Here is a 23677-nt window from a genome sequence, read left to right on the forward strand (position 1 = left end):
AAATGACGATTTCCAACAGAGAAGAACAAACAACAGCATTATCGGTTAACCCGGAACGTTTTCTAAAAAAAATTAACGAACTAAAAGAATTTAGTGAGAATATACCAGAACAATCAAGTCTACCAACTTTCAAAGAAGCAGAAGGATTGTTCAAATGGTTTAAACAAGATATTAAAGTTAGTGATATCAATGACTTAACCGAAAAAATCCAAGATAAAATGATTCTCCAAAATAAAGTGTTATTAAGAACGATTCAAGAATTTAAAAATGTATATGAAACCTTTTCACTTTTAAATAAAGAATACATTTTAAAAATTGTCGCATCCGTCAAAGCAGCGGAAGAAGCAAATCGCAAGGCAGTATATGGCATCAATGAAATTCAAAAAAGCAATGTAGAAATTCAAAAAAATCAAACGAACATTGATTTATTAGTAGGCCAGCAAGAACTTGTTATTAATAGCCTAAAAAAATTTAAGAAAGAATTAGAAACGCTAAAACATTTAAAAAATATCGATGCAATGTTCGAGACCTTATCTCATTTACAAATGGGCTTAAATGGCATCGATGCGACAGTGAATACTCACCAACAGCAATTAACGACATTATCAGAAGACACAAATGAGCTTCAAGTAATCGTTGCCCTTTATAAAAAGAACTTAGAAGAGCTTAAAACTTCAATCCAAGTACAAATCCAATCAGTCGAAGAAAAAGTAGCTCAGCAAGAAAGTCTTTTAATGCAACTGCAAACTGCTAGTGTGAAAAACGTGACAACGACTAACCTTTTAGTGAAAGAATTCGAAGATCATAAGCAATGCTTTTACAACTATAAGGAAGATATTGCCGTCGATTTCGAAAAGTTGAATACGACAATGGATAGCCATGTACAAAAATTTGCTGAAAATATTGCGACGATTGTAGCGGAATTTCAAGCATTTAAAAATCAAGGGGAACAAGATATAGAGGCATTACATAAAAAAATCGAGGACGAAAACAAAAATGTGACGGTATATTTTGAAAAAGAGTTTTCGAAGCACGAAAAGGAACTTGCAGACCTAAATCAATTAGTCGGAAATCTCTCGAAAAAATTAAAAATGACAAAAATCATTTCTTATTCAGGACTAGGTATTTTATTAATCCTCATTATTTTACTCATTAGCGGGGTGTTGTAATGATTTCTGAGAATTATCAGCTTCAACTGCAAAAAGTTGGGAAGAAGCTTGATCAATTAGTAGGGGAACAATCTGATTTCGAAAAATTAATTATAGAAATAAGTGCTGATAAAAATGAGCGAGCGATTTTAATGTTCGTTAAAAAAATTGGCGTATTGCATCAAAATCAATCGTTAGTCAAAATTGGTCTAAAGCAAGAACAAATTATTGAATTGCTTTACAAATATTTAGGATCTTCCCGTGTGGATGAGCTATACGAAAATTTAAAAAGTACATCTAATTATTCATTAGAGCAACTACTCACACAACTATATGAACTTATTGGGTTAGAAAACGTGAAGCAGCAGGTTCGCGATTTAATGGATTACAATAAAATTCAATATTTAAGGGAAAAGAATGGACTGAAACGCTCTAATAAAACGTTGCACATGGCCTTTTTAGGGAATCCCGGTACTGCAAAAACGACAGTTGCTCGCATTATTGGCAAAATGTATAAACAAATTGGCTTATTGAGCAAAGGTCATTTTATCGAAGCGAGCCGTACCGATTTAATTGCTGAATACCAAGGCCAAACCGCTATTAAAGTGAAACGATTAATTCAGCTTGCAAAGGGTGGCGTTCTTTTTATCGATGAAGCCTATAGCATTACTGAAAATGAAAATAGCGATAGTTATGGCAAAGAATGTTTAACGGAATTAACGAAAGCCCTTGAAGATTATCGAGATGATTTAGTTGTCATTGTTGCTGGTTATCCCGATTTAATGGATCAATTTTTCCAATCGAATCCTGGGTTAAAGTCCCGCTTTAATACTTTTATCCATTTTAATGACTATATGCTGGAAGAGCTTCTTCAAATTTTCCAATATACATGTGAAAAGAATGATTATATCGCTGAAAGACAAGCCCTCGAAAAGGTGAAAGAAGTCATATCGAGTCAAATAAAAGAAAAAGATGAACAGTTCGCAAATGGGCGTTACGTTCGGAATCTTTTTGATGACATTACATTAAACCAATCAAAACGAATATTACAAAAAGGTGTAGAACACATTACGAAGGAAACATTGATGTTAATTACAGAAGAAGATGTCGTTGTAAATTTGAATGCTACAATTTCGAATTAAATATTTCAATTCCTTATAAGTTATAGTGCATAAGAAGGTATGTCGATTAAACTTTGCAAGAGAAAAAGATTGCTAAAACTTTAGCTTCTAGAAATATAAAAAATGAAAAACACAAACGTTTTCTCGAGCATTTGTGTTTTTTTGTAACGTGTCCAAACTTACATTTTGGAACTTCTTTGTGCTTAACGTTGTAAATGCGTACATGCACCCTTATACGATCGGGCGCGATTGTTGAATAAGCGTCTCGGTTCTTCTTAAACTCCCATGAAAGAACTTATTCATCTTTCATTTTCTGTGGTGAAGTGCTTTTTTTTGCGCTTCATGGATGGCTAATGGGGTGCGATTGTTCAATAAGAGCAGTCACTTCTTATGCTAATGGCACAGATTAGTTAAACAAGGGGCTGTCCCAAAAGAGCCTTTTTAACCAAAAATGAATAAAAAGTGAAAGGTAGAAACGCTGGTTTAACAACATTTTTGCCTTTTCAACTTCATGTGATTTTACTCCAAAAGAATGTGACAACCCCTGTTTTTCAATGATAAATCTTTTACTAATCTTTCCCTCGCGATTTTTTTATATCTCGTAGTCAAAAACGTAGTTAAATATAATCTATGCCCCCGCAAGCATTGATATAATAATATTCTGAGACGGATGGTTCGACTCCCGCCGTCTCCATACTATGATTTCATTGAGTTTCAATGAACGTCAAAACCCTTGTATAAGGGTTTTTTATTGTATCTTTTGAAAACCCCTTGTTATGCGAGGGGCTCCAAAGAGCTTCTAAATTAGATTGTCCAAACCACATTCTCCATGCTACGATTCAGTTTCCACAGCATTAGACGCTATAATATTTTTTGTTTGTTCATACTCCGTTCATATTGTTGTCATAGTGAGTACACTTTCGTTGTATAGGCTGTACTTAACGGTTTGTAAAGGTAGCCGGAATACACGGATGTGGATTGGAGATACATATAAATAATGAAAGGGGGGAGGCACGAGTATAAAGTAGAAAACGAGCTTGCCACTCTACAACCTCGTGCAAACATAATGAAAAAAACGTTAACCATCATAGGTAAAATAATAGCAGTTTTAGCTGTAGTCATAGTACTTTTTCTAGCTATTGTTTTTCTAGTTAATATTGTTTGCAATAAAATGGAACAAGGAAAAATAGAATATTATGGTCAGTTTGTAACAGTAGACGGAAAAAATATGAATGTCTTCATTCAAGGCGAAGGAGAAGAAACCGTCGTGCTCCTACCTGGCTATGGAACAGCGACACCAGCACTTGATTTTAAGCTGCTTATCGATGAATTATCTCCATTTTACAAAGTTGTCGCGATTGAGCCTTTCGGATATGGATTAAGTGATGAAACAGATAAAGAACGAAGCACTGAGAATATAGTAAGTGAAGTTCATGAAGCTCTACAGCAGCTTGATATTGATAAATTTACGCTAATGGGCCACTCCATAACAGGTATCTACGGACTTGAATATGTGAATAAATATCCAGACGAGGTGACTGCATTTGTCGGAATCGATAGCAGTGTTCCAACACAACCGGGTATGGATGTTGAATTACCAGTAAAAACGTTTGCATTTGTCGAAAAATCAGGTCTCTTAAGATTGATCATGAAAGTAAGTGCTGACCCCTATGCTGGACTAGCGTTTGATGCTCAAACCGTAGAGCAAATGAAAATGATTTCGAATAAAAACATGTATAATGCCACTACCTTGAATGAAATGGAACATATATCTTCTAATTTTAAAGGGGCTCAAGGCTTGACGTTCCCTAATGATCTTCCTCTTCTTCTCTTTGTACAAGCGAATAATGCAGGCGTAGAAGGATGGATTCCACTGCATGAAGAGCAAGTAAAAGATTCTGTACATGGAAAAATGATCTCAATGGAGGGATCACATTATTTACACCATACTCAATTCAAAGAAATCGCTGAAAACTTTAGAGAATTTATGAAAGAAGCAAAGTAAGTGTTCATAAGTGATATGAAAACCGTCCTTTGGGGCGGTTTTTCACTGTGCATATGATGATGTGGCATTTTTTTGCTTGTTCATACTCGGTTCATATTGACGTCACAGTGAGTTCAACTTCGTCGTATATGCTTGTCTTAACGGCCCGTTAAGGCAGCCCAATAGAGAGTTAACGATAGGAGAAGAAGTGAGTGAAAATACGAGAGGTGAAGAAAATGGACTTGGACACAACAACAGGCAAAAAACCAGCTAATAAGATGAAAAACAGAAAGAATTATTAACCATTCCAACTAATAACTAATCGTACCGTTAAATAACCCCGTACTTGTAGTATGTAGTTTACCAAATGATTGTTTAGACAAATCTAAAATTCTTCCGTTTACATACGGTCCTCTATCTAAAATCCTAACTGTTGTAGTTTTTGAATTATCGTTACATTTTACAGAAACAGATGTTTAAAAAGGTGATGAGTTATGAGCTGCACCATCATCCGCTTTTTGACCAGATGTTATAGAATTTTCTGCCCGAATATCAAACCAAGAAACTTTACCCGATTCTGTTTTTGCGGCTAAAGGAAGTATTTCTTGTAACGGACTAATTTCTTTCATTTCAACATTAATGGATTCTCTACTTTCTGGAACAACTACTATTGGTGCACCTAAAGCATCATAGACCACTGTCATACCTGGTTTTATAACTGGCAAATCTGTTTCGTCTTCTTGAAGTCTATATTACGTTAAACTTAGTGGTCGCCGAAAGCTTCACTTGTATATTGAGAACCTAAATCCATGTGTACAATGAGTCCTGGCGCTGGATTTTGCGCTGCTACTGCGTTATAAATGCTTCTAAAACCAAATCAACCGTCATTTTACGACCGAATTTATAACCAACAATTTTCTTTGTGTGACAATCTAATACCGATGCCAAATAACACCAACCATCATGTATTGTATGGATATACGTAATATCTGCCAATAAAGCATTTGTTATGCAATGGGGTATCAGGAAAGCCAAACCTTTCCCAACAACCCATGAGCTTTCTTCTGTAAAGCAAAATTCAATCATTACCACTATTACTATTCCTTTTATAATATATCTCTATCAAACATCACCAGGCATACTGATCCGGGGATTCTCCCTTACGTTGTCGAATGCAAGCCTGCGTACCTTCTTTACCCTCTGTCACTGTTATGACCGTAATGGAAAATTCCCACTCAGCGCCAAAATCAAATAAATAAAGAAATTTCTGACCTTCATATAAATGTAAGTCCCCAATTTTTATGTTATTGACATAAGGTCCCTCAATATCTCTTGGAGAATTATAATAATCTTTACTGAACTTTTTTCCATTCATATAAAAGGCATATAAATGGTCATCATCAAAATCAAATGCCTGTTGAATTAAATGGTGTAAATCTAATAATGTATGAGCTTCAGATAATTGTATCGTTCGCCAGCAAGAATTATTCAAAGCTACCTTCAGTAAATATTCTCCTGTTACTATTGGTTTTTTATTATCGTGTAAGATCTTTGTCAATTCTCCCTCTTTAAATAATGGCTGTAATAATTCGAAGAACGAGGCTTGGGGCATAGCATCATTTGTTTTGTCCAACTCTACTTTTTCATCCTCTATCATGTCGAAGTCAAATAGCATTCCCATATTAAATAGGAAACCATCATCATTCTGCTCCTTCTGCTCCCATCCTTCAAGTAAGGCCGCTGCTAATTGTTTAAATAATGGCATGCATATAATTGATTTAGCTCTATAGCGATTTTCTTTTCTCTGCTCTTCATCCAGCTCGACATGCCAAAATCCAAAGTAACTAAAATACAATAGGAAGTATCCATAGTCATACAATAATCTATTTAACTCACGGTCTTTAAGCAACTTCAGTTCTTTCTGTATATGAAACTCTTCTAAATAGCTTATTAGAAAAGGGACATTATAAGGTTCTTGATGATAATGACTACCCTTTATTTCAGACCAATCCACTTTTAACCAAAAACAGTTTAGTAATGAGACATATTGTTCAGATCTTGTCAGGCTTTTGAATACAGTCATATTTTCTTTCTGGATGGCTGCAACAACTACACTGCCCTTCACTTTTTTCTGGACTAGCTCTAATTTCATGGCTAGATGAAAAAATAAATGTAATAATGGATAATCGCTTTGATTGCTCATTTCATTAACCTTTAACTTGGGCTCAGACATAAGCCCATACATTGCTACAAGGTTTTTCCGAGTAATTTGCTGCGTTGTCTTCGTTAACTTAGTCTCAATATTTTCTATATAATGCAGAAATTCGAGAAAATCCGTTGTGATGGTTGTCGGATAATTGTCTGTGATTATAATATTAGTAGTATTTGTCATCGTCAATCCTCTTTCTCTATTCATTAATAAAGCACCTCATCTTCTTTATTTACTATGGTGACCAATATTCAATGTGTATGATGTAAGTCATGCGAACCAAGTTTATTTTATTGTACATATAAAATCCCTTTGTTGGCTGTAAATCTTCATTTTGTTCCTTACTAAATACCCCGTATTTTCTCCAAAGACTATTACATAATTCTTCACTATAAGGTTACAGAAGATAAGTAAACTCTGCCATTATAATTAATATCATTCATTGTAAGACGTCGTTCAAGCGACTACAATGATATTATAATTTTCCAATAAGAGAGGGTATTGAATGCAATATATATCCACCATAGAAATCGCTGAAAAATGAGGAGTATCGATCAGGCAAGTGCAACGATTGCTGGCGGAGGGACGAATAGCAAATGCGAAGAAATATGAGCGATCATGGATGATTCCATATAATGCAGAAAAGCCCACTAATCTTGGTAAAAGGAAAAAGCTGTCTCAAAATACGCTTTCTTCTGATTTACTCCATGTGATTGCCTCTACCTCCATACCTATGCCTGAATGCTAATAGGAGTAGTGATTATTGGAACTGAAGAAATAAAAAGAGTAACAGAAGATTATATAAGTTCCCATAAGATAGACTGAATAAAATCTACTTATCGTATGGGATATTTTTTGCTTGAAAAAGGCACTGGTAATCAACTATGCAAATAAAAGAGAAGCATATACAGGTACGATAGACATACAAAATGAAGGTGCTTTCTCAAGAACTGATGGTTAAAGTGAGTGATAATCAAATGAATTAAAATTAGCTTCTTGTTATTTCATAGTTGAGACATTCCTTTTTCTATTATAAGAAAAAAAGGAATATTCATACATATGGAGAATTTATTATATTAATTGGGGGAGGTGCAGTTATGCAGCAAGTATTATTAACTAGTAAAAATATCCGGGAGTTAATGAATTTAGAAGACTCATTTTATATACCAACATATCAAAGAGGGTACAGATGGACTAGTATTCAGGTAAAAGAATTACTGGAGGACCTGTATGAATTTATGCTGCAAAAACAATCACGTGATGAGATATATTGGCTACAACCTGTGATAGTGAAAAAGGTGAAAAATCAGTGGGAGCTCATCGACGGTCAGCAGCGTTTAACAACCATTTATTTAATATTAAAGGTGTTTACAACATATATGAAGCGACAAAATGAGCCGTATAAGCTGCGTTATCAATCACGTGAGGAGAGTGCAGATTTTTTAGAGAATATTACAACGAAAAGTGATACAGATGTTGATAATATCGATTATTATTATATGCTTACGGCATATCAAACAATTGACGCTTGGATTGAAGAAAAGCTTGCGGATGATATTTCTGAATTTGCTGGAATTCTTAAGGCAAATGTAAAGGTAATCTGGTATGAAATTGATGAGAAAACAGATCCAATTGAGCTGTTTTCTCGTACGAATAGTGGGAAGATTCTATTGAATGATGCCGAGCTGATTAAGGCTTTATTTTTAAGTAGCACTCATTTAGCTGATAGCAATAGCGATGAAAAATATCTTCAGTTAAAGCAGCTAGAAATATCGAACCAATGGGATCAGATAGAATATAGCCTGCAAAATGATAAATTTTGGTTCTTTTTGCAAAACAATAGTAAACACCAATATTCTACGCGAATTGAATGGCTTTTTGAGCTTGTCGTTAGCTTAACAAATACTATTGATGGACAATGGGATCAATATCATACATTCCATGTTTTTAATGAAATCATGGAGGCTGAAATAGCACAGGGAGTTTCAAAGGAAACAGTAATTAAAAATCTCTGGAAGCGAATTTTTGAAGTGTATCAGACTCTATTGGAATGGTATGAAAACCGGATGTTTTATCATTATGTAGGGTATTTATTAACAACGGGTGTATCACTAAAAATATTATTTCAAGCATTTTTAAAGATGAATAAGGATCAATTTGAACATTTTTTACTAGATAAAATAGCAGGTTATTTCCATAATATTAGCTTAGATAAATTGGATTGTACAAAAAATAAAAAGGAAATTGCTAATACATTATTGTTATTCAATATATTTACATTGCAAAATAATTCAGAGTCAAATCAGCTTTTTGATTTTGAACGCTATAAAACAGAGGAATGGGATATTGAACATATTCATGCGTTGCAAAGTAAGCTACCTAATGAAAAGGAAGCACAAAATGCATTATTAGGAGAGTTTGAAGGATTAATTACAGATCTGACATTACAACAAAGGGTGAAGGATTTTATTGCCCAGAAGGAAACGACTGGCTTTGAGGACTTACTTTTAACAGTGGAGAGCTTATTTAGTGATGATAATTTTAATATCAATGGGCTCTCGAATTTAACGCTGTTAGATCGTCAAACAAATCGCTCCTATAAAAATGCGATTTTCCCAATAAAACGTAAAGAAATTATTTTGCGAGATAGAAGTGGGACATATATTCCGCCTTGTACGAAAAATGTTTTTTTAAAGTATTATAGTAATAACATTCAAAATATGAATTATTGGTCTAAACAGGATCGTGATGAGTATTTAAAAGCAATTGAAACCGAATTACAGTCGATTTTATAAACGAAAGAGGTGTTATCTAGTTTGAATACAGCAGAAGTATATACTTTTTGGAAATTGATTCATACATACAAAATTGTTATTCCAATTATTCAAAGAGATTATGTACAAGGCTTGGATAATTCGAGAGCTATAGAAGTGCGAGAAAAATTTTTAAACCAATTGTTTAGAAGCTTACATGAGCGCCAACCTGTTTTGTTGGATTTTATATATGGCACAACAGATGAGGAGCAGCATTTTGCTCCTTTAGATGGGCAACAGCGGCTAACTACATTATATCTATTACATTGGTATGTGGTGCAGCGTGAAAATAAAATGAAAGAGTATCACCAAATATTTGAGAAATTTTCCTATGAAACAAGACAGCATAGTAAGCATTTTTTTGAGTTTTTAACAACGATTCAAAAAATAGACTTTAACAAGGAAACGATTAGCGAGCAGCTAAAAAATGAAGCAACTTTCTTTGAGCGTTGGCTAATGGACCCGACAGTTCAATCGTCACTTGTAATGCTTGATGCTATTCATCAAAAATATGAGCAGCCCATTTTAAATCAATTAGAAAGTAATACAATCCAGTTTTATTTTATTGATTTAGATAAATTCAACTTGGAGGACTCACTCTATATTAAAATGAATGCGCGTGGAAAGCCATTAACAATATTTGAAATTTTTAAGGCACGTTTACAAGGCTATATTCAAGAATTACAAGTAATTCCACTGAAGCAGGTAGAGGATTTTTTTATCCAAATAGATACTAAATGGACAGATTTATTGTGGCGTTACGCAAAAAAAGAGTATGATATAGCCTTTTATAAATTGATAAAAACAATGTTGGCAAATCAAGTAGCAAGCCAGTCCGCATCTACAGAAATACTAGATGTATTTTTAAAAAAGAATGATATAGCCTTATTAGATACTGATTTGAAGGCAGCTAAATTAAATGCTTCAGATTGGATGCAGGAAATGGCACTCTTTTTAAATAAGTTTGAGCAGCTTATTTCATTGGCAGATGCCCAATTAATAGATGTAGAGGCTTTATTCCAGCGAAATTTATCAGACCAGGTTACATATACAGAGCGAATTCAATTATACAGCTTAGTTATCTATGTAAAATATGCACAGCAATTACAGGCGGACTCATTAAATAAATGGCTTCGCTATGTTCGAAATGTGACTGAAAACACGCTTTATAACAATGTATCGGAATATCGTTTGTCGATTATAGCATTATATAATTTAAAGGATTATGTCGATAATATTGATTCGCATTTAGCGTCAGGTTATATGAAATTAGAGGGCTTCTATCAAAGTCAGATACAGCAAGAAATAAATAAAGCAATGCTAAAAGCGCTTGATTCTAATTGGAAACCATTAATAGAAAAAGTAGAGGATTATCCATATTTCTTAGGAGAGATAAGCTTTTTATTAAAATTTAGTGATATTGCTGACAATACAGTTTATCAGATGATTGATCATCAAGATAGGCAAAAGAGCTTTCTACAATATTTTGAAAAGGCGAAGCGTATTTTTGGAGAGAAAAGTTTGGAGGTGTCCTCTACTTTATTATCACGTGCATTGCTTTGCATAGGTGATTATTTATTGAAAATCGGGCGGAATCATACGTTTTTACGAGATAATTTTGATCGTGATTACAGCTGGAAACGCTATTTACGTGAGGAAAACGTATGTTATTTGAAGGAGATACTCGATGCTCTAGATGTTAGCCCTGTAGACAATACATTAAATGATATTATTGCGAATTTTACTGGGAATGATTGGCGAACAGATTTTATTTTATACCCAGAAATTATTAAGGAGTATTGTGGAGAAAATCGAAATATTCGGAAGCTAGATGATGGTGTCATTTTATTGTTAAAAACGAATGCAACGAATGGCTACTGTGCTGAATATAGAACGTATTCTTTATACTTACAAAGCCTTGAAAAATTTGTGGATTTAAATATTGAGTATATACATTCAGTTGGTGCTGATTATGCAAATAAATACATGCTCATTAACGATGAATATGGTATCACATATATTGCTGTGAAATTCGTTATAGAACGATATGATGAAGTCAAACAAGAGTGGGCGTTAGTTCAAGAAATAGAAACTGTAGCTGAAGTATTTAATTGGTTGGAGAAATTAAATAAGCAGCTTGTAAAAGTATAAAAACAGGTAAATTAAGTGTTATTTATTTTTATAAAAATAAATAACTATAATAGAGGAAACTGAGGTACGAATCAATTAGGATATTGTAGAGCATATTTACATATGTTCAGAACTAGTGAAGAGCTGAGGGAAGAGGGAGGAATTAAAATTTCATTGACCTTTTATGAGAAACGTTATGGCAAATCAGAATTTCAAAGAAGGAGAGACAATCATAAAGGTTATTATCGCTACCATATCAAAATATATAATTCAGATTTAATAAAGAAGTTCCAAATAGAAGATAAAACACTCAATAATTTTTATAATTTATTACCTATTGAAGAAGTAGAAGAGTTATTTGGTATGCATTGGATACAAGAAAATAAATCAATAAAGGATTTACACGGTAAAATTCATGTTTGTGGTGTGCAAAAATATGAAGAATTATCATTGAGATTATATAAGCTTTTTATTAATAAGCTAACGATAGAATGGGGATATCTAGTAGGAGAAGATTATGAGATTAATGAAATTGGATACATTCAATTAGAGTTGAGCGATTTTTATAAAAATTTCTGGCTTACTAAAGATTCATCTATTGTAGATAAAATGTTTATCGAAGAGAATTAATTAATATAGAATGAATGAAATGATAAGGAATTTGTAAGATTCAAAATAGAAGGGGTGTGGGAAAGACAGATGCAATTCTGCTTTCCCACACCCCTAAACATTTTGAGAGATTTCCACTTGTTGTCAAAGCTTTATTAAATCTACAAGTAGATCGAATCTATCAAAATGGTGAACGAATTGAATTTTAGAAAATATATAGTAGAAAAAGTCTTAAGAATTATCATTTAGGTAGTGTGCATGGGGATAATTTATATATTATTATTTGAAGGGAAGTTTTTGCAAACATCAAAGACCTTCTTGATTATCAATAAAGCATGATATATTAATTATCAAGAAAGTATTTTTTGACTATCTTTCTTGCAACCACGCTATTTAATTTATAAAGCTGATAAAGAGGTGCATGGCAACAGATAGGATATAGAATCTTGCAGCCCGGAAATATAATCAATGAAATAATTAAAAGGTGGTTCACAATGTGGATGGTACCAATGGAGAGCAGGTTTATTTCTTTTGGTGACGACGAAGGCAGATTAAGCTATGATTTGATCCCAACAGTTTAACAAATAGAAAAGAGGTTAAATAATGATACAACTGCATATAGAAAGTAAGAAAAAGCCGAAAATCTATCGAAAGCTTTTGTTACCAGAGGAAAGTAGATTTGATTTATTAGATGAGCTTTTATTGCTAAGCTTTGATTTGGATGATTCGGATTATGTTGATTTTGAAATGATTAAAAAAGATGGACAAGTATCTGTGAATAAAGAAAAGATATTATTTTTACCTGAAAATGACACGGATTTAGACTCAGAGGATGAGCTGGTCATTAAATGGTTTCGAAAGTCTGGTGATGAAGCGATTGCACAAGTTATTGATACCAATGAATCATTTATTATTCGGTTAGATAGTTATGTTCAATTACCAATGAATTCAGAAAAAGCTATATGTATCGCTGGAGCAGGTGATATTCATACAGGAAAATTAAGCAAGATTAATATCGAGGAAATCAATGAACGGATAACGGTGAGGGAAGAGGTAGAAAGCTTTGTAGATTTTCTAGAAAGCCAGGAACCAGATTATCTTACTTTATTGGAGCTTACAAATGACCTAAAAAAGTTAAAGCCGTGGCAATACTTAGAAAATGATGAGATTATTGTTATTGACTATGTAGATATGGATTTCAAGGTACTTGTTTCTGTTATGGGAGCTGCCGGTGAAGAGTTTGGATTAATGGTTTTTGATATGGAATATGGTTATGCTAGCTTAGCAAAAATTCTTTTTGAAAAAAATTTATCAAGTGATTTTTCTTATAGTTTAAATGCTTTAACTGTGAATTATGTTGATAGAGAAGAGTTAGAACCAGCAGATTATCAGCTCATAAAAGATTGTGGGCTATCGTATAGAGGAAAGAAGAACTGGATTCAATTCCGTAGCTACCAGGAGGGGACGCATCCTGAAATGCCAAACTATTCAGAGGTAGAGCTTTTAATTGATATTGTAGATACGATGATTAATATAACAGAGGCTCGGAAGGCTGGCTGGCAATATCCGCAGGTAGCTGCACATGAATATCCAGCGTTTAAAGTGCAAATGGATGGTAATTTACAAGAAATTTATATTTTGAAGCTTCAAGTCTCAAAGCCAACGTACGAGTGCTACGAGGAAATTTCAATGTTTGAGAAAGCACAATATAAGAAAAAGCCTAAAAGTGCGTTACAATTAGAATATGATTTATTTTACATGCCTTTTGGTGTAGAAATGGAACAAACCAACCGCACTGTTTTTCCGATTGTTGGCATGCTTGTTGAACGAGGAAGCAATTTGGTGATTGGACACGAAATGTTCCCTATGCCTAAAACGCCACCAATTGCACAAAGCATTTTATGGGCATATTTACAAGGCTTAGAGGTAAGACCAAGTAAAATATTTGTCTCTAAAGAGGTAAGACCGATGCTTCAACCGCTTGCGAAAATTCTAGGTGTAGAACTTGTAGAAAGTGAGCTTCCTGGTATTCGAGAACTGAGGGAATTTATGGAAACTATGCCGGTGGATCTTTTTGAAGAATAGTGAATAACCACACCACACATTTCTGACATTAGTAAGAAATGTGTGGTTTTTAAAATGGTCGTTGTAAGCATGAAAAATAAATTCTCGGTGATATACTCCCCATTAAATAAACAGATTGTATTTTTCATCTGTCTACCTAATGGGGAGCATATCAAAATGAAAGTGTTTTCTCATGCAAAAGAATAAAATACCACTTGTTCCGAAAGTAAATTTAAAAACAATGAAATAATTTTAAGATAAGAAAAAGGGAACACCAATTATTCAGGTGGTAGTTCCCACTAAAAATTAGGCACTATAAATCAAAATAAGACCCTACCCCATATAAACACTATCACAAGTTTCAGGTGCTGGTTCATAGAAACAATGGTTCTTAAATTGCCCAGTAAACGGTTGGCCATACCAAGTTGGGGGACATGGGGCATATGGATTGAAGTACCAAAGTGCATATTTTGCTGGATGTTGTCGCCAGTAGTCTAAGTTCTGTTTCGCTAATCTTTTTTCAGTTTCTCTCGCTCTTTGGTAAAACATATTGCCCTTTTGTACGGCTTCAAACGAAAAGTTACCTCCTTGCACCTGGTAAATGACTTGCTCGATTGTTCTAACATCGTTGAAGTCTAAACAAGATGCAACAGCTCGATTTACAATAACATTGCCCACGTATAGCATTCCTTGCTGTCCTTCACCTTCAGCCTCAGCCCTCATCATCCTAGCCATTAAGGCAACATCTGCATCGCGGTATTTTACTCTTGGCATTATTACCACCTCCACCATATAGTATGAAAAAGGCAGAGGCTAATTTCACATTATCTTGAAATTTGCCCTGTTTTATATAAAAAACGCCATCAATGCTGTGAGAAAAACAGCAGGATGGCATGTTTCCATTAAAAATTTCTTTTAAAGTATGGTGTTTTCTTCAGTACGACACATACAGGAATCGCGATGATTAAGCCGACAATGTTTTGAATGACATCTCCGGGAATGGATGCCAACGGTGCAATCCAGCTATTAAACATAATTGCTTGCCCAATATAGTAAACGGCGATCATCACAGGCATTGACACGACTGCTCCTAAAATGTTTAATCCAATATTTTCACCTTTATATCCTTTTGACCAAGCAATTTTACCAACGATAAAGCCCTGTAATGCGCGCGAAATAATAGTAGTTGGTGCCCAAATTAACCAACCGCCTACGATATCGAATAAGCCCATTCCAATTGCTCCAGCAAATGCGCCTTTTTTAGGACCGAATAAAATTGCGCTGATGAAAAGCATGGATGTACCTAAGTGAATAAGCCCACCTTGACCGAACGGCAATTTAAGGTTGATAAACATTGTTGCCACGAAAACCAGTGCTGCTAAAATGGCTGTAATCACTAAATCAAATGTTTTAGTGCGAGATTTTGTATAGGATTGCCTTTGTATATTTTGCATCTGTATCTTCCTCACTATGATGAATATTTTGATGATTTTTACTTTAGCAAAGGACTGACTGTTGTAAAAGTGCCAATTTTATAAAAAAGTTAGGGGTCAGATTAAGATTATTTTCGCTGCTTTCTAATTGTGATACGATGGGTAGAGTATAAGCATGATTAGTTAGGTGGAATATATGATGAAAAAAGTTGCTGTAATTCAGGATATGTCATCCTTTGGGAAGTGCTCATTAACGGCTGCGATGCCTGTGCTATCTGTGATGGGTGTTCAGGCAGTGCCTTTGCCGACTGCAATTTTAACCGCTCAAACAGGGTATTCGAGCTTTTATTGTGAGGATTTAACGTCAAGGATGGACTACTTTGTGGATGAATGGAGCAAGCTTGGTGCAACCTTTGATGGTATTCACACAGGCTTTGTCACAGGTAAGGAGCAAATTGATAATATCTTTCGTTTTTTAAATGTGTTTCACTCAAACGAAACGACATTGCTTGTAGATCCTGTGATGGGTGATCATGGCGAGGTCTATAAAATGTTTACCGGTGAGCTACTTAATCGTATGAAAGAGTTAGTAAAGTGTGCTGATATTATTACGCCAAATGTTACAGAATGCTGCTTGCTTACTGGTTTAGCGTATGAAAAGCTTCAGAGTTATGACAATGATTTAGATTATATTCAGGCACTTGAGGACGCAGGTCAACAGCTTCAGCAGATGACTCGGGCGAACGTTATAATTACCGGTTTGAATCCACCACCAGTAGAAAAAGGCAAGCGTTATGTGGGCAATATGTATGTCGATGCAGAGCGTTCTTTTCATAGTATCCGCGATTATAATGGTGAAAGTTATTCAGGCACAGGTGATTTGTTTGCATCCGTTATTATGGGTGGCATGATGCGAGGACAAGATTTAGTGAAGTCGATGAAGCTTGCGGAGACGTTTTTAGCTGCTGCTATTGACACAACATCTAAGGAGCAAGTTCCGCGTGAGGCAGGCGTGCATTTTGAAAAGTTTTTGCGATTGCTGCTTTAGAGATTTTACATAGAGATGACCTAAAAAAATTGACTTTGCATTGATTTTTTTAGGTCACTTCGAAACATGAAATGCTTAAGTTATAGTCTATTAGCTCCAATCAATTTTTCTGTAATCTCAAAATGATGTCTTTCATGTATAGCAAGTAATTGAATAGCTTGAATAAGATTTGGATAATGTGCAATAGGATCTGGGAAAATGATATGCCCTGCGACATTCTCCTCGATATCTTTCACCAATCTTTTCATAGCCATTGTGTCGTTAACTAAAAATTGCTCAATATCTTTACTGCTTAAGGTAAATCGTATTTTCTTAGGTGGCACTAATATTCCTGGAGCCTTCATACCTTTCCCTTTTTTATGTTTATATTCTTCATAAATATCATGTATTTCTGTGGCGAAGGGCTTACTTCTTCGCATTTTTGCGTAAGGAGTGAGGAATAGGGAACATGTAGTTGCTGTTTTAAGCATTCTAACGATTAAATAAAGATGGTAAAAGTGTTCACCAATAGACCATTTCCCATCCTCGCCGCGATACCATAGCTCTTTCTGTGAGAGTGCATGAATGGAAGGGATATAATGAGATCTTTGCTCTTGCAGGGTATGAAAATGCTTCAACATACTGATAGATTTCATTGTAAGTTCTCCTTTTTTTGCTGTTATTTCCATTTTAGGGAAAATGGTGGTGGATGTACATATAAAATAGATTTTTTGGAGGAAAAAGCATGGATATTAGAATGTTAAGTGCAGCAGAGGCTGACATATATCGGGGTATAAGATTAGATGGGCTACAAATTAATCCAGAGGCATTTGGTTCTAGCTTTGAGGAGGAAAAAGATTTTACCCTTGAGCAATTTGCAAAGAGGTTAGAATCACAGGGTTCTTACACATTTGGAGCATTCTACAACGAAGAATTAGTGGGTGTTGCATCGCTAGTACAAGAAAGTAAGCAGAAGTTAAGGCATAAGGCGAGTATCTTTGCTGTTTATGTTTCTCCAAAAATGCGTGGGCATGGTATTGGTAGATATTTAATGGTCGAAATCATCAATAAGGCAAAGGAATTAGAGGGAATGGAGCAGATTAATTTAACGGTTGTGTCTACAAATACCTCAGCAAAAAGGTTGTATACTTCTTTGGGATTTGAGGTTTTTGGAACAGAAAAAAGGGCATTAAAAATAGGTCAGCAGTATGTTGATGAGGATTATATGATTTTATTTCTTTAACTTGCAAACTCCAAATTTCACTGCAATTTGGAGTTTTGCAGGTTATAAGGAGTCTTGAGTGTTACGTGCCTTATTTTTCAGCAGCTTAAAACTCACCAGTATATTAATTGTGGACAATGGGAAAGCCAGCCAATATCCAATATTACCTAAGCGTTCAATTTGAATGGGTGATTGGTTGTAAAAATAATAATATGTGATGCCTAAAAAAAGCAGGATGGTCAGTACAACATTGGTCGATGCAATTTTATTACTGCTGATAATAATTCCTCCAATCGGTAATTCTTTGTATTGGTTTATATTATGCGTTTAACCAGAATCTGTTATAGAAATTTAGGGAAACGTTGCTCCTAGTGATAGGAATTGATCAAAAAAACTATAGCCAATCAGTATGTGGTAAAAGCCACTCAATTTATAGTGTAACCCGAGAGGTTTGTAGTGTAAGCGGATCGATTAGTGAGTCGAACCGAGCGGTTGGAGGTGTAAGCGGATCAGTTAGTGAGTCGACCTGAGCAGTTTGTGGTGGAAGCGGATCAATAAGTGAGTCGACCCGAGCGGTTTGTGGTGGAAGCTGATCAATAAGAGAGTCGACCCGAGCGGTTTGTGGTGGAAGCTGATCAATAAGAGAGTCGACTCGAGAGGTTGGAGGTGGAAGCGGATCAATTACTGAGTCGACCCGAGCGGTTTGTGGTGGAAGCGGATCAATAAGAGAGTCGACCCGAGCGGTTTGTGGTGAAAGCGGATCAGTTAGTAAGTCGACCCGAGCAGTTTGTTATAGAAGGTGATCAAAAAATGGCAAACCCGATCAATTTAATGTGAGATCCGATTTAATTTGCTCCAGAGCCATCTAGAGATTGAAATCACGCCGAGCAACTCAAGCCTAGAAAAAACGATGCACAGCGTTTATAGCTATGTGCATCGTTTGATAATTAGCCTTTTAAGAAATCAGGTTTTGCGAAGCTTGGGTTTGGGTATTTGTAGAAGCCTTCGCCTGTTGCGCGACCGAGTTTACCTTTGTCGATATACTCTGTTTTTAACAGAGCAGCGAGTTTTTTCATGTTTTCATCGCCTGAAGCAGTTGCTTTTGCTTCTACAATGTTATAAGCAGTGTTAATACCAACAATGTCTAGGATGGCGAATGGACCGAGTGGAGCACCTGTACCAATCATCCACGTTTTATCGATTGTTTCAGGGTCTGCTACCTCTTTGACTAATAGCGATTCAGCCGCATCTAAAAATGGTACGAGTAATGAATTTAAAATATAGCCTGGCTGCTCTTTATATAATGGTAGAGGAACCATGCCGATTGCACGTGCAAATGCTACGACCTCGTCGAATACCTTCATATCTGTGCCTGGGTGTTTCATAATTTCAGCAGTGTTGTTTTTCCAAATTGTGTTTGCGAAATGAAGTGCTAAAAACTTTTCTGGACGGCCAGTTGCTTCAGCGAATTGGCTTGGCAATAAAGTAGAAGAATTTGTCGCAAAAATAGTTTTTGCAGGAGCTACTTTGCCAAGGTTAGTGTAAAATTCAGTTTTAATTTTGATCACTTCAGGTATTGCTTCGATGACAAGGTCAGCATTTGAAACCGCTTCCGCAAGATCGCTTTTAAATGTTAGACGTGCATATGCCGCATCTACTTCTTCCTGTGTTGCTCCTAAATCTTGCTGATAAAATGGTTTTAATTTTGTGATACGATCTTGCGCATTTTTTAAAGCTTCATCATTAATATCGTAAACCGTTACATTAAAGCCTTTAAAAGCTGTTTGATAGGCAATCTGACTACCTAATACTCCGCTACCTGCAACTGCAATGTTTTGATAATTCATCATAAACTCCTCCTCTGATATTATTACATTAATATAATAGTGTGGATATGTAATGCCTCTTTTGTTACAACTACATACTACTTCTTCCTATATAAAAAAATCAAATGAAAGACTCATTTATTATAATGATATAAAGAATTTGGCTTTTAAAATCCTTTTCATAAAAAAAATGTCACAAAAAAAGTGACATTTCATGGGTTTTCAATGGCTACTAGCGCTTTATCCATTTGGCGTTCATTATATTTTATTGTATTGCTATTGCTTGATTCGATACCTCTCAAAACATTATTGGAATTTTGATAAAATCCATAGACAAAATCATTAATAGGTGTTTCTTCATCCCCATAGTATCTATTAATTACATATGCCTTAAAAATATTGCCTAATAAATAGGCCTCATCTTTTATATCAGCTAAATATTCTTTGTTTGTATATTCAGCTATTATGTAATTCTCAAATTCTTTAATTTCAGCCTTTGTCGAAGGATATTTTTTAGCGTAAGCTACGATAGTATCGAATTTTTCAGTAGAAGTATTGTTAAGCGCAGCAATCTCTTTCACTTTATCTTGCCAAGTGCCATCGTCTACTGTCTCAATCTTCGCTACAGGTTTTTCTTCATGCTTCTCTTTTTCAGAAGTTTCAGCATTATTTTGTGATAGTTCTCCTACTGCAATAAAAGACAAAATAAAAATGACGATCGAGATGCCTGTAAATTTTAACATTTTAACAGCTTTGATTTTATCCAATTTTATAAAATTAAAAATGGCAAGAAGCAGAAAAATCGCAGCTATTAAACCGCTTAGTATAAATATTACTGCTGATATATTGATCAAGTATTAAACTTCCTTTCATTTAATAATATGTAGTCATTTCAATATGACAGTTAATGTTACAATTATAATAGCAAAATAATCCTATATTTGAAATTATAATCTAGATACATTACATATATAGACAAGCCAAAGATTACTATAATACACTAACTTTTTACATCCACACCATTCTAAAATATAGGACTATTTTAGAATTTTGAATAATTTACATAATTTTATAGATTTACTAACTACTGTTTTAGTACACGGACTTTAAGAATGGAGAGGAGAAAGAGGAATGAAAAAAACAATTTTAGCTGGGGCTCTTAGTATTGTATGCTTTACAGGAGGCTTTGGCTTACAGGCAAATGCGCAAGAAAATAGTGAGGTTAGTAGCATTATTCATCCTAAACAAATTGTAGCCGCAACTAATCAACTGCAATCTATGTCCTATCAAGATGTTTACAAAATATTTTTGCTCTCGAAGGCAGTTTTAGGTGATGAGCTAACTTTAGTATCAACACCAAATAGTATTACAGTGAAGATTTCGTTAGCAGCTATAATGCAATCCTATACAGATGGAACAAACTTATATCCAGAAGGGGAACAGGCATTTAAGACAGAGATTGAAGGATTTAAAAAATTATTTGGTGACGCTATACAAATGCGAATTACTCAATCTGGTAATAGCTTCAAAGCGGAAGTGTTTGCAGCTGGGAAATGGGAAGCATTGGACGCACAAGGCTTAAATAATATGATGATGGTATTTAGTCGTGCAGATATGGAATTAAAACCAGGTGGTTATTTCACAGATACAATCGGACATTGGGCTGAGAGCTATATCCAATTACTTTATCAAGCAGATATTATTAAAGGGACTTCTACTACAACCTTTAATCCAAATGGACAGGTAACACGTGGACAATTAGCTTCAATGATTTTCAATGCCGCAGGATTTGATGTTAATGAGGATTATGAGAGTCCAGCTACATATAGTGATTTGAATGGCTTCTGGGGTGCAAAAGAGGTTGCTATTTTAGAGGAGTATGGCTTAATTGATATTTTTGATGGAGATAAATTTGAGCCGAATAAACCTGTTACGCGTGAGGAAATGGCCTATGTAACAGCTAGCTACCTAGAAGCAATTGAATTTGATTTAAGCAAAGTGAGCAAGAATAACACCTTTACAGATAAGGATCAAATGCGTAAGGAAGCTGTGGAAGCAATCAGTGTTTTACAGCAATTACGCATAATCGATGGGGCAAATGGTAAATTTAATCCAAAGGGCAATCTTACACGTGCGCAGTTTTCAAAAATTTTATCGCTGACATTATTGCTAGCAGGTGAAGAAGAATAGTTTTAAATAAAAAAGAAGCAATCCACATTTTATCAGTGGATTGCTTTTTATTCAATTAAAGTATGGAATACATAGCTTAATAAATAGCCTAGAAAAACATAAATTATCAAGGACTTTAGTGTGACAGAACGAATATGATGCAAAATAAATTCAGATATACTAGTAGTGGCAATTAAGCCAATTGAGATTCCCATTAATACCCCCTGTGCTTTTTCAGATAAATCCCAGTATTGACCAATCCATATGAAAATACTAAAGAAAATAGAGAATACGATGAAGTAAAGAAAAAGTCTCCATAGTCGTTCTCCCTGGGATAGTAGTGCAGTTGAAAGTGCAAAGCCTTCTGGTAGGTGATGCAGAATAATAGAAGCTGTAATTGTAATACTTAATGCCGCATTCCCTAGTAAATTTCCCACAGTAAGACTAATGGGAATGGTGTGTATGATCATAGCAATTGCTAGCAGGGTGACAGAAGGGTTTTGCGAGTGGGAGGTATGAAAGATAGTATCAAGTATTTGAAAAATAAAATAACCAATAAAAATGCCAAGGATTAGACCAAATGCTTGATATAGGTGAAAAGAAGAAGGAACGATATCAAGTACTAGTATGCCAACAAGAAATCCGCCACATAATAATGATAAGCCCTGGGATGTATGCTGAAAAAGCTTCGAGAACACCCACGCAATTGCTCCTCCTATGCTAATACTGAAAAAAAGAAAACCACCAAGTACCATTGCACTCAACTGCAAAATTCTTCACCTCATCCTAAACTTTCAGCGTATTACAAAATATATGCTAAGTAGAAATGAATATGATAATCGTATGTTTTAAAAGAAGAAGATCCTAATTTGCGAATAAGTGAATGCCCCTAAATTTCAAAGTGATTGTTGAATACATAATTTATTCATAGATGAAAATGCATCATGAGGAAAGTAACCCTATTAAGGTATAAAAGATATACAGGTAAAAGATGTAGAAGAATCCGAATAAAAAAAGAAGGATGATATTTTAGTAAATTTTACATCTATGAATCAGATTTGCATTTCTATAAAGGGGTAGGAATCAAGGGGGGATTATTACATAAGCTGTCACTGGAGGAAGCAAGTAAAGCATATCAAATCATCAATAATCGTGAGGATGAATGCATAAAAGTAATTCTTAAACCATAAAAATGCTGGGAAGGCAATTAAGCTTTCCTTCTTTTACATAAAAACAGGAATATCCTCAGTGAAGCAGTACTGAGGATATTTCTGTTAAAAGTGAATACCTGGTTTATCTATTAATTTACAGCCTGTGCCATATTTTGCTTTTAAGGCACCCTTAAAGGCAGTTTGTTCAAGCTCCGGAAATGCCTGCTGCCATAGTTCAAAGACATTATGACTAGCTGCAGTACCTTCCTTTGTTAGGCGGACAATATGGAAGCCATACTCATCATTGCATCGAGTTAATGGGCGATTTTCACGTACAGAAATAATTCGACCACTCTGTGTTATTTCATATAAACTATCATATCCAGAAATCATACGACTGACTTCATTGCAATCGGCATTTTTTTCATCTTTTGTTTCTTCCTTTTCTTCCTGTTGTGCTGGGAGCTGATCCACAACAACAAAATCCTTTTGAGAAGCTTTGTCACTCATTGTTGCCATCACGTTCATAATAGAGCCTATATAGTGCGTAGGTTTCTCTTTCTCTTCCTCAAAAACGAATATATTGTAATCGGTCTTATTAATTTTTTTTATAATAATATTTCCTGTTGTAATAGTAAAACCGATAAATTTGTTTTTATTTAGTGCTTGTAGTGCTTGCTGCTTAGTTAATATCATCATTAAATCTCCTAAAAAATCATTTTTTCTATTCTACCATAAATTTAATGTCAATGTTTTTATAAATCAGCAGTG

20 protein-coding genes and 2 pseudogenes are annotated in these 23677 nt (G+C 34.7%); 11 read left to right on the forward strand and 11 right to left on the reverse strand.

Annotated elements, in window-relative coordinates:
• The first annotated feature begins 2 nt into the window (after positions 1–2).
• The 3 genes from ACQKIM_RS15660 (at position 3) to ACQKIM_RS15670 (ending at position 4274) form a co-directional block, all read left to right on the forward strand.
• Positions 3–1169 carry a hypothetical protein gene (locus ACQKIM_RS15660; protein ID WP_427545497.1) on the forward strand — a complete coding sequence of 389 codons (1167 nt, stop codon included), beginning with the start codon at positions 3–5 and terminating at the stop codon, positions 1167–1169.
• A complete protein-coding gene (locus ACQKIM_RS15665) occupies positions 1169–2290 on the forward strand; it encodes an AAA family ATPase (protein WP_427545499.1) in 1122 nt (373 codons plus the stop codon). Before ACQKIM_RS15660 ends, ACQKIM_RS15665 begins: the two co-directional genes overlap by 1 nt.
• A 1045-nt stretch (positions 2291–3335) precedes the next feature.
• On the forward strand, positions 3336–4274 hold the full coding sequence (locus ACQKIM_RS15670; RefSeq protein ID WP_427545540.1) for an alpha/beta fold hydrolase: 939 nt from the start codon (positions 3336–3338) through the stop codon (positions 4272–4274).
• Positions 4275–4564: 290 nt separating this feature from the next.
• Here ACQKIM_RS15670 and ACQKIM_RS15675 read toward each other — a convergent pair.
• The 4 genes and pseudogenes from ACQKIM_RS15675 to ACQKIM_RS15690 all read right to left on the reverse strand — a co-directional run.
• Positions 4565–4705: pseudogene (locus ACQKIM_RS15675) on the reverse strand (RlpA-like double-psi beta-barrel domain-containing protein); the annotation flags it as partial.
• A gap of 24 nt (positions 4706–4729) precedes the next feature.
• The gene (locus ACQKIM_RS15680; protein ID WP_427545501.1) at positions 4730–4978 is read right to left on the reverse strand and encodes a hypothetical protein; all 249 of its coding nucleotides are present in this window, start codon (positions 4976–4978) and stop codon (positions 4730–4732) included.
• A gap of 50 nt (positions 4979–5028) precedes the next feature.
• Positions 5029–5264: pseudogene (locus tag ACQKIM_RS15685) on the reverse strand (transposase); the annotation flags it as partial.
• Between the two features lie 118 nt (positions 5265–5382).
• Positions 5383–6669 carry a plasmid pRiA4b ORF-3 family protein gene (locus tag ACQKIM_RS15690; protein ID WP_427545502.1) on the reverse strand — a complete coding sequence of 429 codons (1287 nt, stop codon included), beginning with the start codon at positions 6667–6669 and terminating at the stop codon, positions 5383–5385.
• Between the two features lie 355 nt (positions 6670–7024).
• Here ACQKIM_RS15690 and ACQKIM_RS15695 point away from each other — a divergent pair, with 355 nt between their 5' ends.
• The 5 genes from ACQKIM_RS15695 (at position 7025) to ACQKIM_RS15715 (ending at position 14099) form a co-directional block, all read left to right on the forward strand.
• A complete protein-coding gene (locus ACQKIM_RS15695; RefSeq protein ID WP_427545504.1) occupies positions 7025–7210 on the forward strand; it encodes a hypothetical protein in 186 nt (61 codons plus the stop codon).
• 349 nt (positions 7211–7559) lie between these two features.
• The gene (locus ACQKIM_RS15700) at positions 7560–9257 is read left to right on the forward strand and encodes a DUF262 domain-containing protein (protein WP_427545506.1); all 1698 of its coding nucleotides are present in this window, start codon (positions 7560–7562) and stop codon (positions 9255–9257) included.
• Positions 9258–9278: 21 nt separating this feature from the next.
• The gene (locus tag ACQKIM_RS15705) at positions 9279–11426 is read left to right on the forward strand and encodes a DUF262 domain-containing protein (RefSeq protein ID WP_427545508.1); all 2148 of its coding nucleotides are present in this window, start codon (positions 9279–9281) and stop codon (positions 11424–11426) included.
• 102 nt (positions 11427–11528) lie between these two features.
• Positions 11529–12035, forward strand: coding sequence for a hypothetical protein (locus tag ACQKIM_RS15710; protein WP_427545510.1), 507 nt, complete (start codon positions 11529–11531; stop codon positions 12033–12035).
• A 582-nt stretch (positions 12036–12617) separates the two neighbouring features.
• Positions 12618–14099 (forward strand): DUF7309 domain-containing protein, encoded by a 1482-nt coding sequence (locus tag ACQKIM_RS15715; RefSeq protein WP_427545512.1) that lies wholly within the window; start codon positions 12618–12620, stop codon positions 14097–14099.
• A gap of 312 nt (positions 14100–14411) precedes the next feature.
• Here the strand turns inward: ACQKIM_RS15715 and ACQKIM_RS15720 are convergent, their stop codons facing one another.
• Positions 14412–14852: a cell wall hydrolase gene (locus ACQKIM_RS15720; RefSeq protein WP_427545514.1), complete on the reverse strand. Its 441-nt coding sequence runs from the start codon at positions 14850–14852 to the stop codon at positions 14412–14414.
• Positions 14853–14980: 128 nt separating this feature from the next.
• On the reverse strand, positions 14981–15532 hold the full coding sequence (locus tag ACQKIM_RS15725) for an ECF transporter S component (protein WP_427545516.1): 552 nt from the start codon (positions 15530–15532) through the stop codon (positions 14981–14983).
• A gap of 178 nt (positions 15533–15710) precedes the next feature.
• On the opposite strand from ACQKIM_RS15725, the gene ACQKIM_RS15730 reads away from it, so the two are divergent.
• The gene (locus ACQKIM_RS15730) at positions 15711–16559 is read left to right on the forward strand and encodes a pyridoxamine kinase (protein WP_427545541.1); all 849 of its coding nucleotides are present in this window, start codon (positions 15711–15713) and stop codon (positions 16557–16559) included.
• 80 nt (positions 16560–16639) lie between these two features.
• Here the strand turns inward: ACQKIM_RS15730 and ACQKIM_RS15735 are convergent, their stop codons facing one another.
• Positions 16640–17194 carry a DinB family protein gene (locus tag ACQKIM_RS15735; protein WP_427545518.1) on the reverse strand — a complete coding sequence of 185 codons (555 nt, stop codon included), beginning with the start codon at positions 17192–17194 and terminating at the stop codon, positions 16640–16642.
• A gap of 89 nt (positions 17195–17283) precedes the next feature.
• Here ACQKIM_RS15735 and ACQKIM_RS15740 point away from each other — a divergent pair, with 89 nt between their 5' ends.
• Positions 17284–17781 (forward strand): N-acetyltransferase family protein, encoded by a 498-nt coding sequence (locus ACQKIM_RS15740; protein ID WP_427545520.1) that lies wholly within the window; start codon positions 17284–17286, stop codon positions 17779–17781.
• A 926-nt stretch (positions 17782–18707) separates the two neighbouring features.
• Here ACQKIM_RS15740 and ACQKIM_RS15745 read toward each other — a convergent pair.
• The gene (locus ACQKIM_RS15745; protein ID WP_427545522.1) at positions 18708–19607 is read right to left on the reverse strand and encodes a 3-hydroxyacyl-CoA dehydrogenase; all 900 of its coding nucleotides are present in this window, start codon (positions 19605–19607) and stop codon (positions 18708–18710) included.
• A gap of 191 nt (positions 19608–19798) precedes the next feature.
• Positions 19799–20440, reverse strand: a complete 642-nt coding sequence (locus tag ACQKIM_RS15750) for a hypothetical protein (protein WP_427545524.1) — start codon at positions 20438–20440, stop codon at positions 19799–19801.
• Between the two features lie 277 nt (positions 20441–20717).
• Here ACQKIM_RS15750 and ACQKIM_RS15755 point away from each other — a divergent pair, with 277 nt between their 5' ends.
• A complete protein-coding gene (locus tag ACQKIM_RS15755; protein ID WP_427545526.1) occupies positions 20718–21776 on the forward strand; it encodes an S-layer homology domain-containing protein in 1059 nt (352 codons plus the stop codon).
• Between the two features lie 47 nt (positions 21777–21823).
• Here ACQKIM_RS15755 and ACQKIM_RS15760 read toward each other — a convergent pair whose 3' ends face one another.
• Both ACQKIM_RS15760 and ACQKIM_RS15765 read right to left on the reverse strand, forming a co-directional pair.
• Positions 21824–22525: a ZIP family metal transporter gene (locus ACQKIM_RS15760; protein ID WP_427545528.1), complete on the reverse strand. Its 702-nt coding sequence runs from the start codon at positions 22523–22525 to the stop codon at positions 21824–21826.
• A gap of 504 nt (positions 22526–23029) precedes the next feature.
• A complete protein-coding gene (locus ACQKIM_RS15765; protein WP_427545530.1) occupies positions 23030–23602 on the reverse strand; it encodes an NUMOD4 domain-containing protein in 573 nt (190 codons plus the stop codon).
• Positions 23603–23677 lie beyond the last annotated feature (75 nt).

Source organism: Lysinibacillus sp. NPDC047702 (assembly GCF_050272555.1).
Classification (GTDB): Bacteria; Bacillota; Bacilli; order Bacillales_A; family Planococcaceae; genus Lysinibacillus.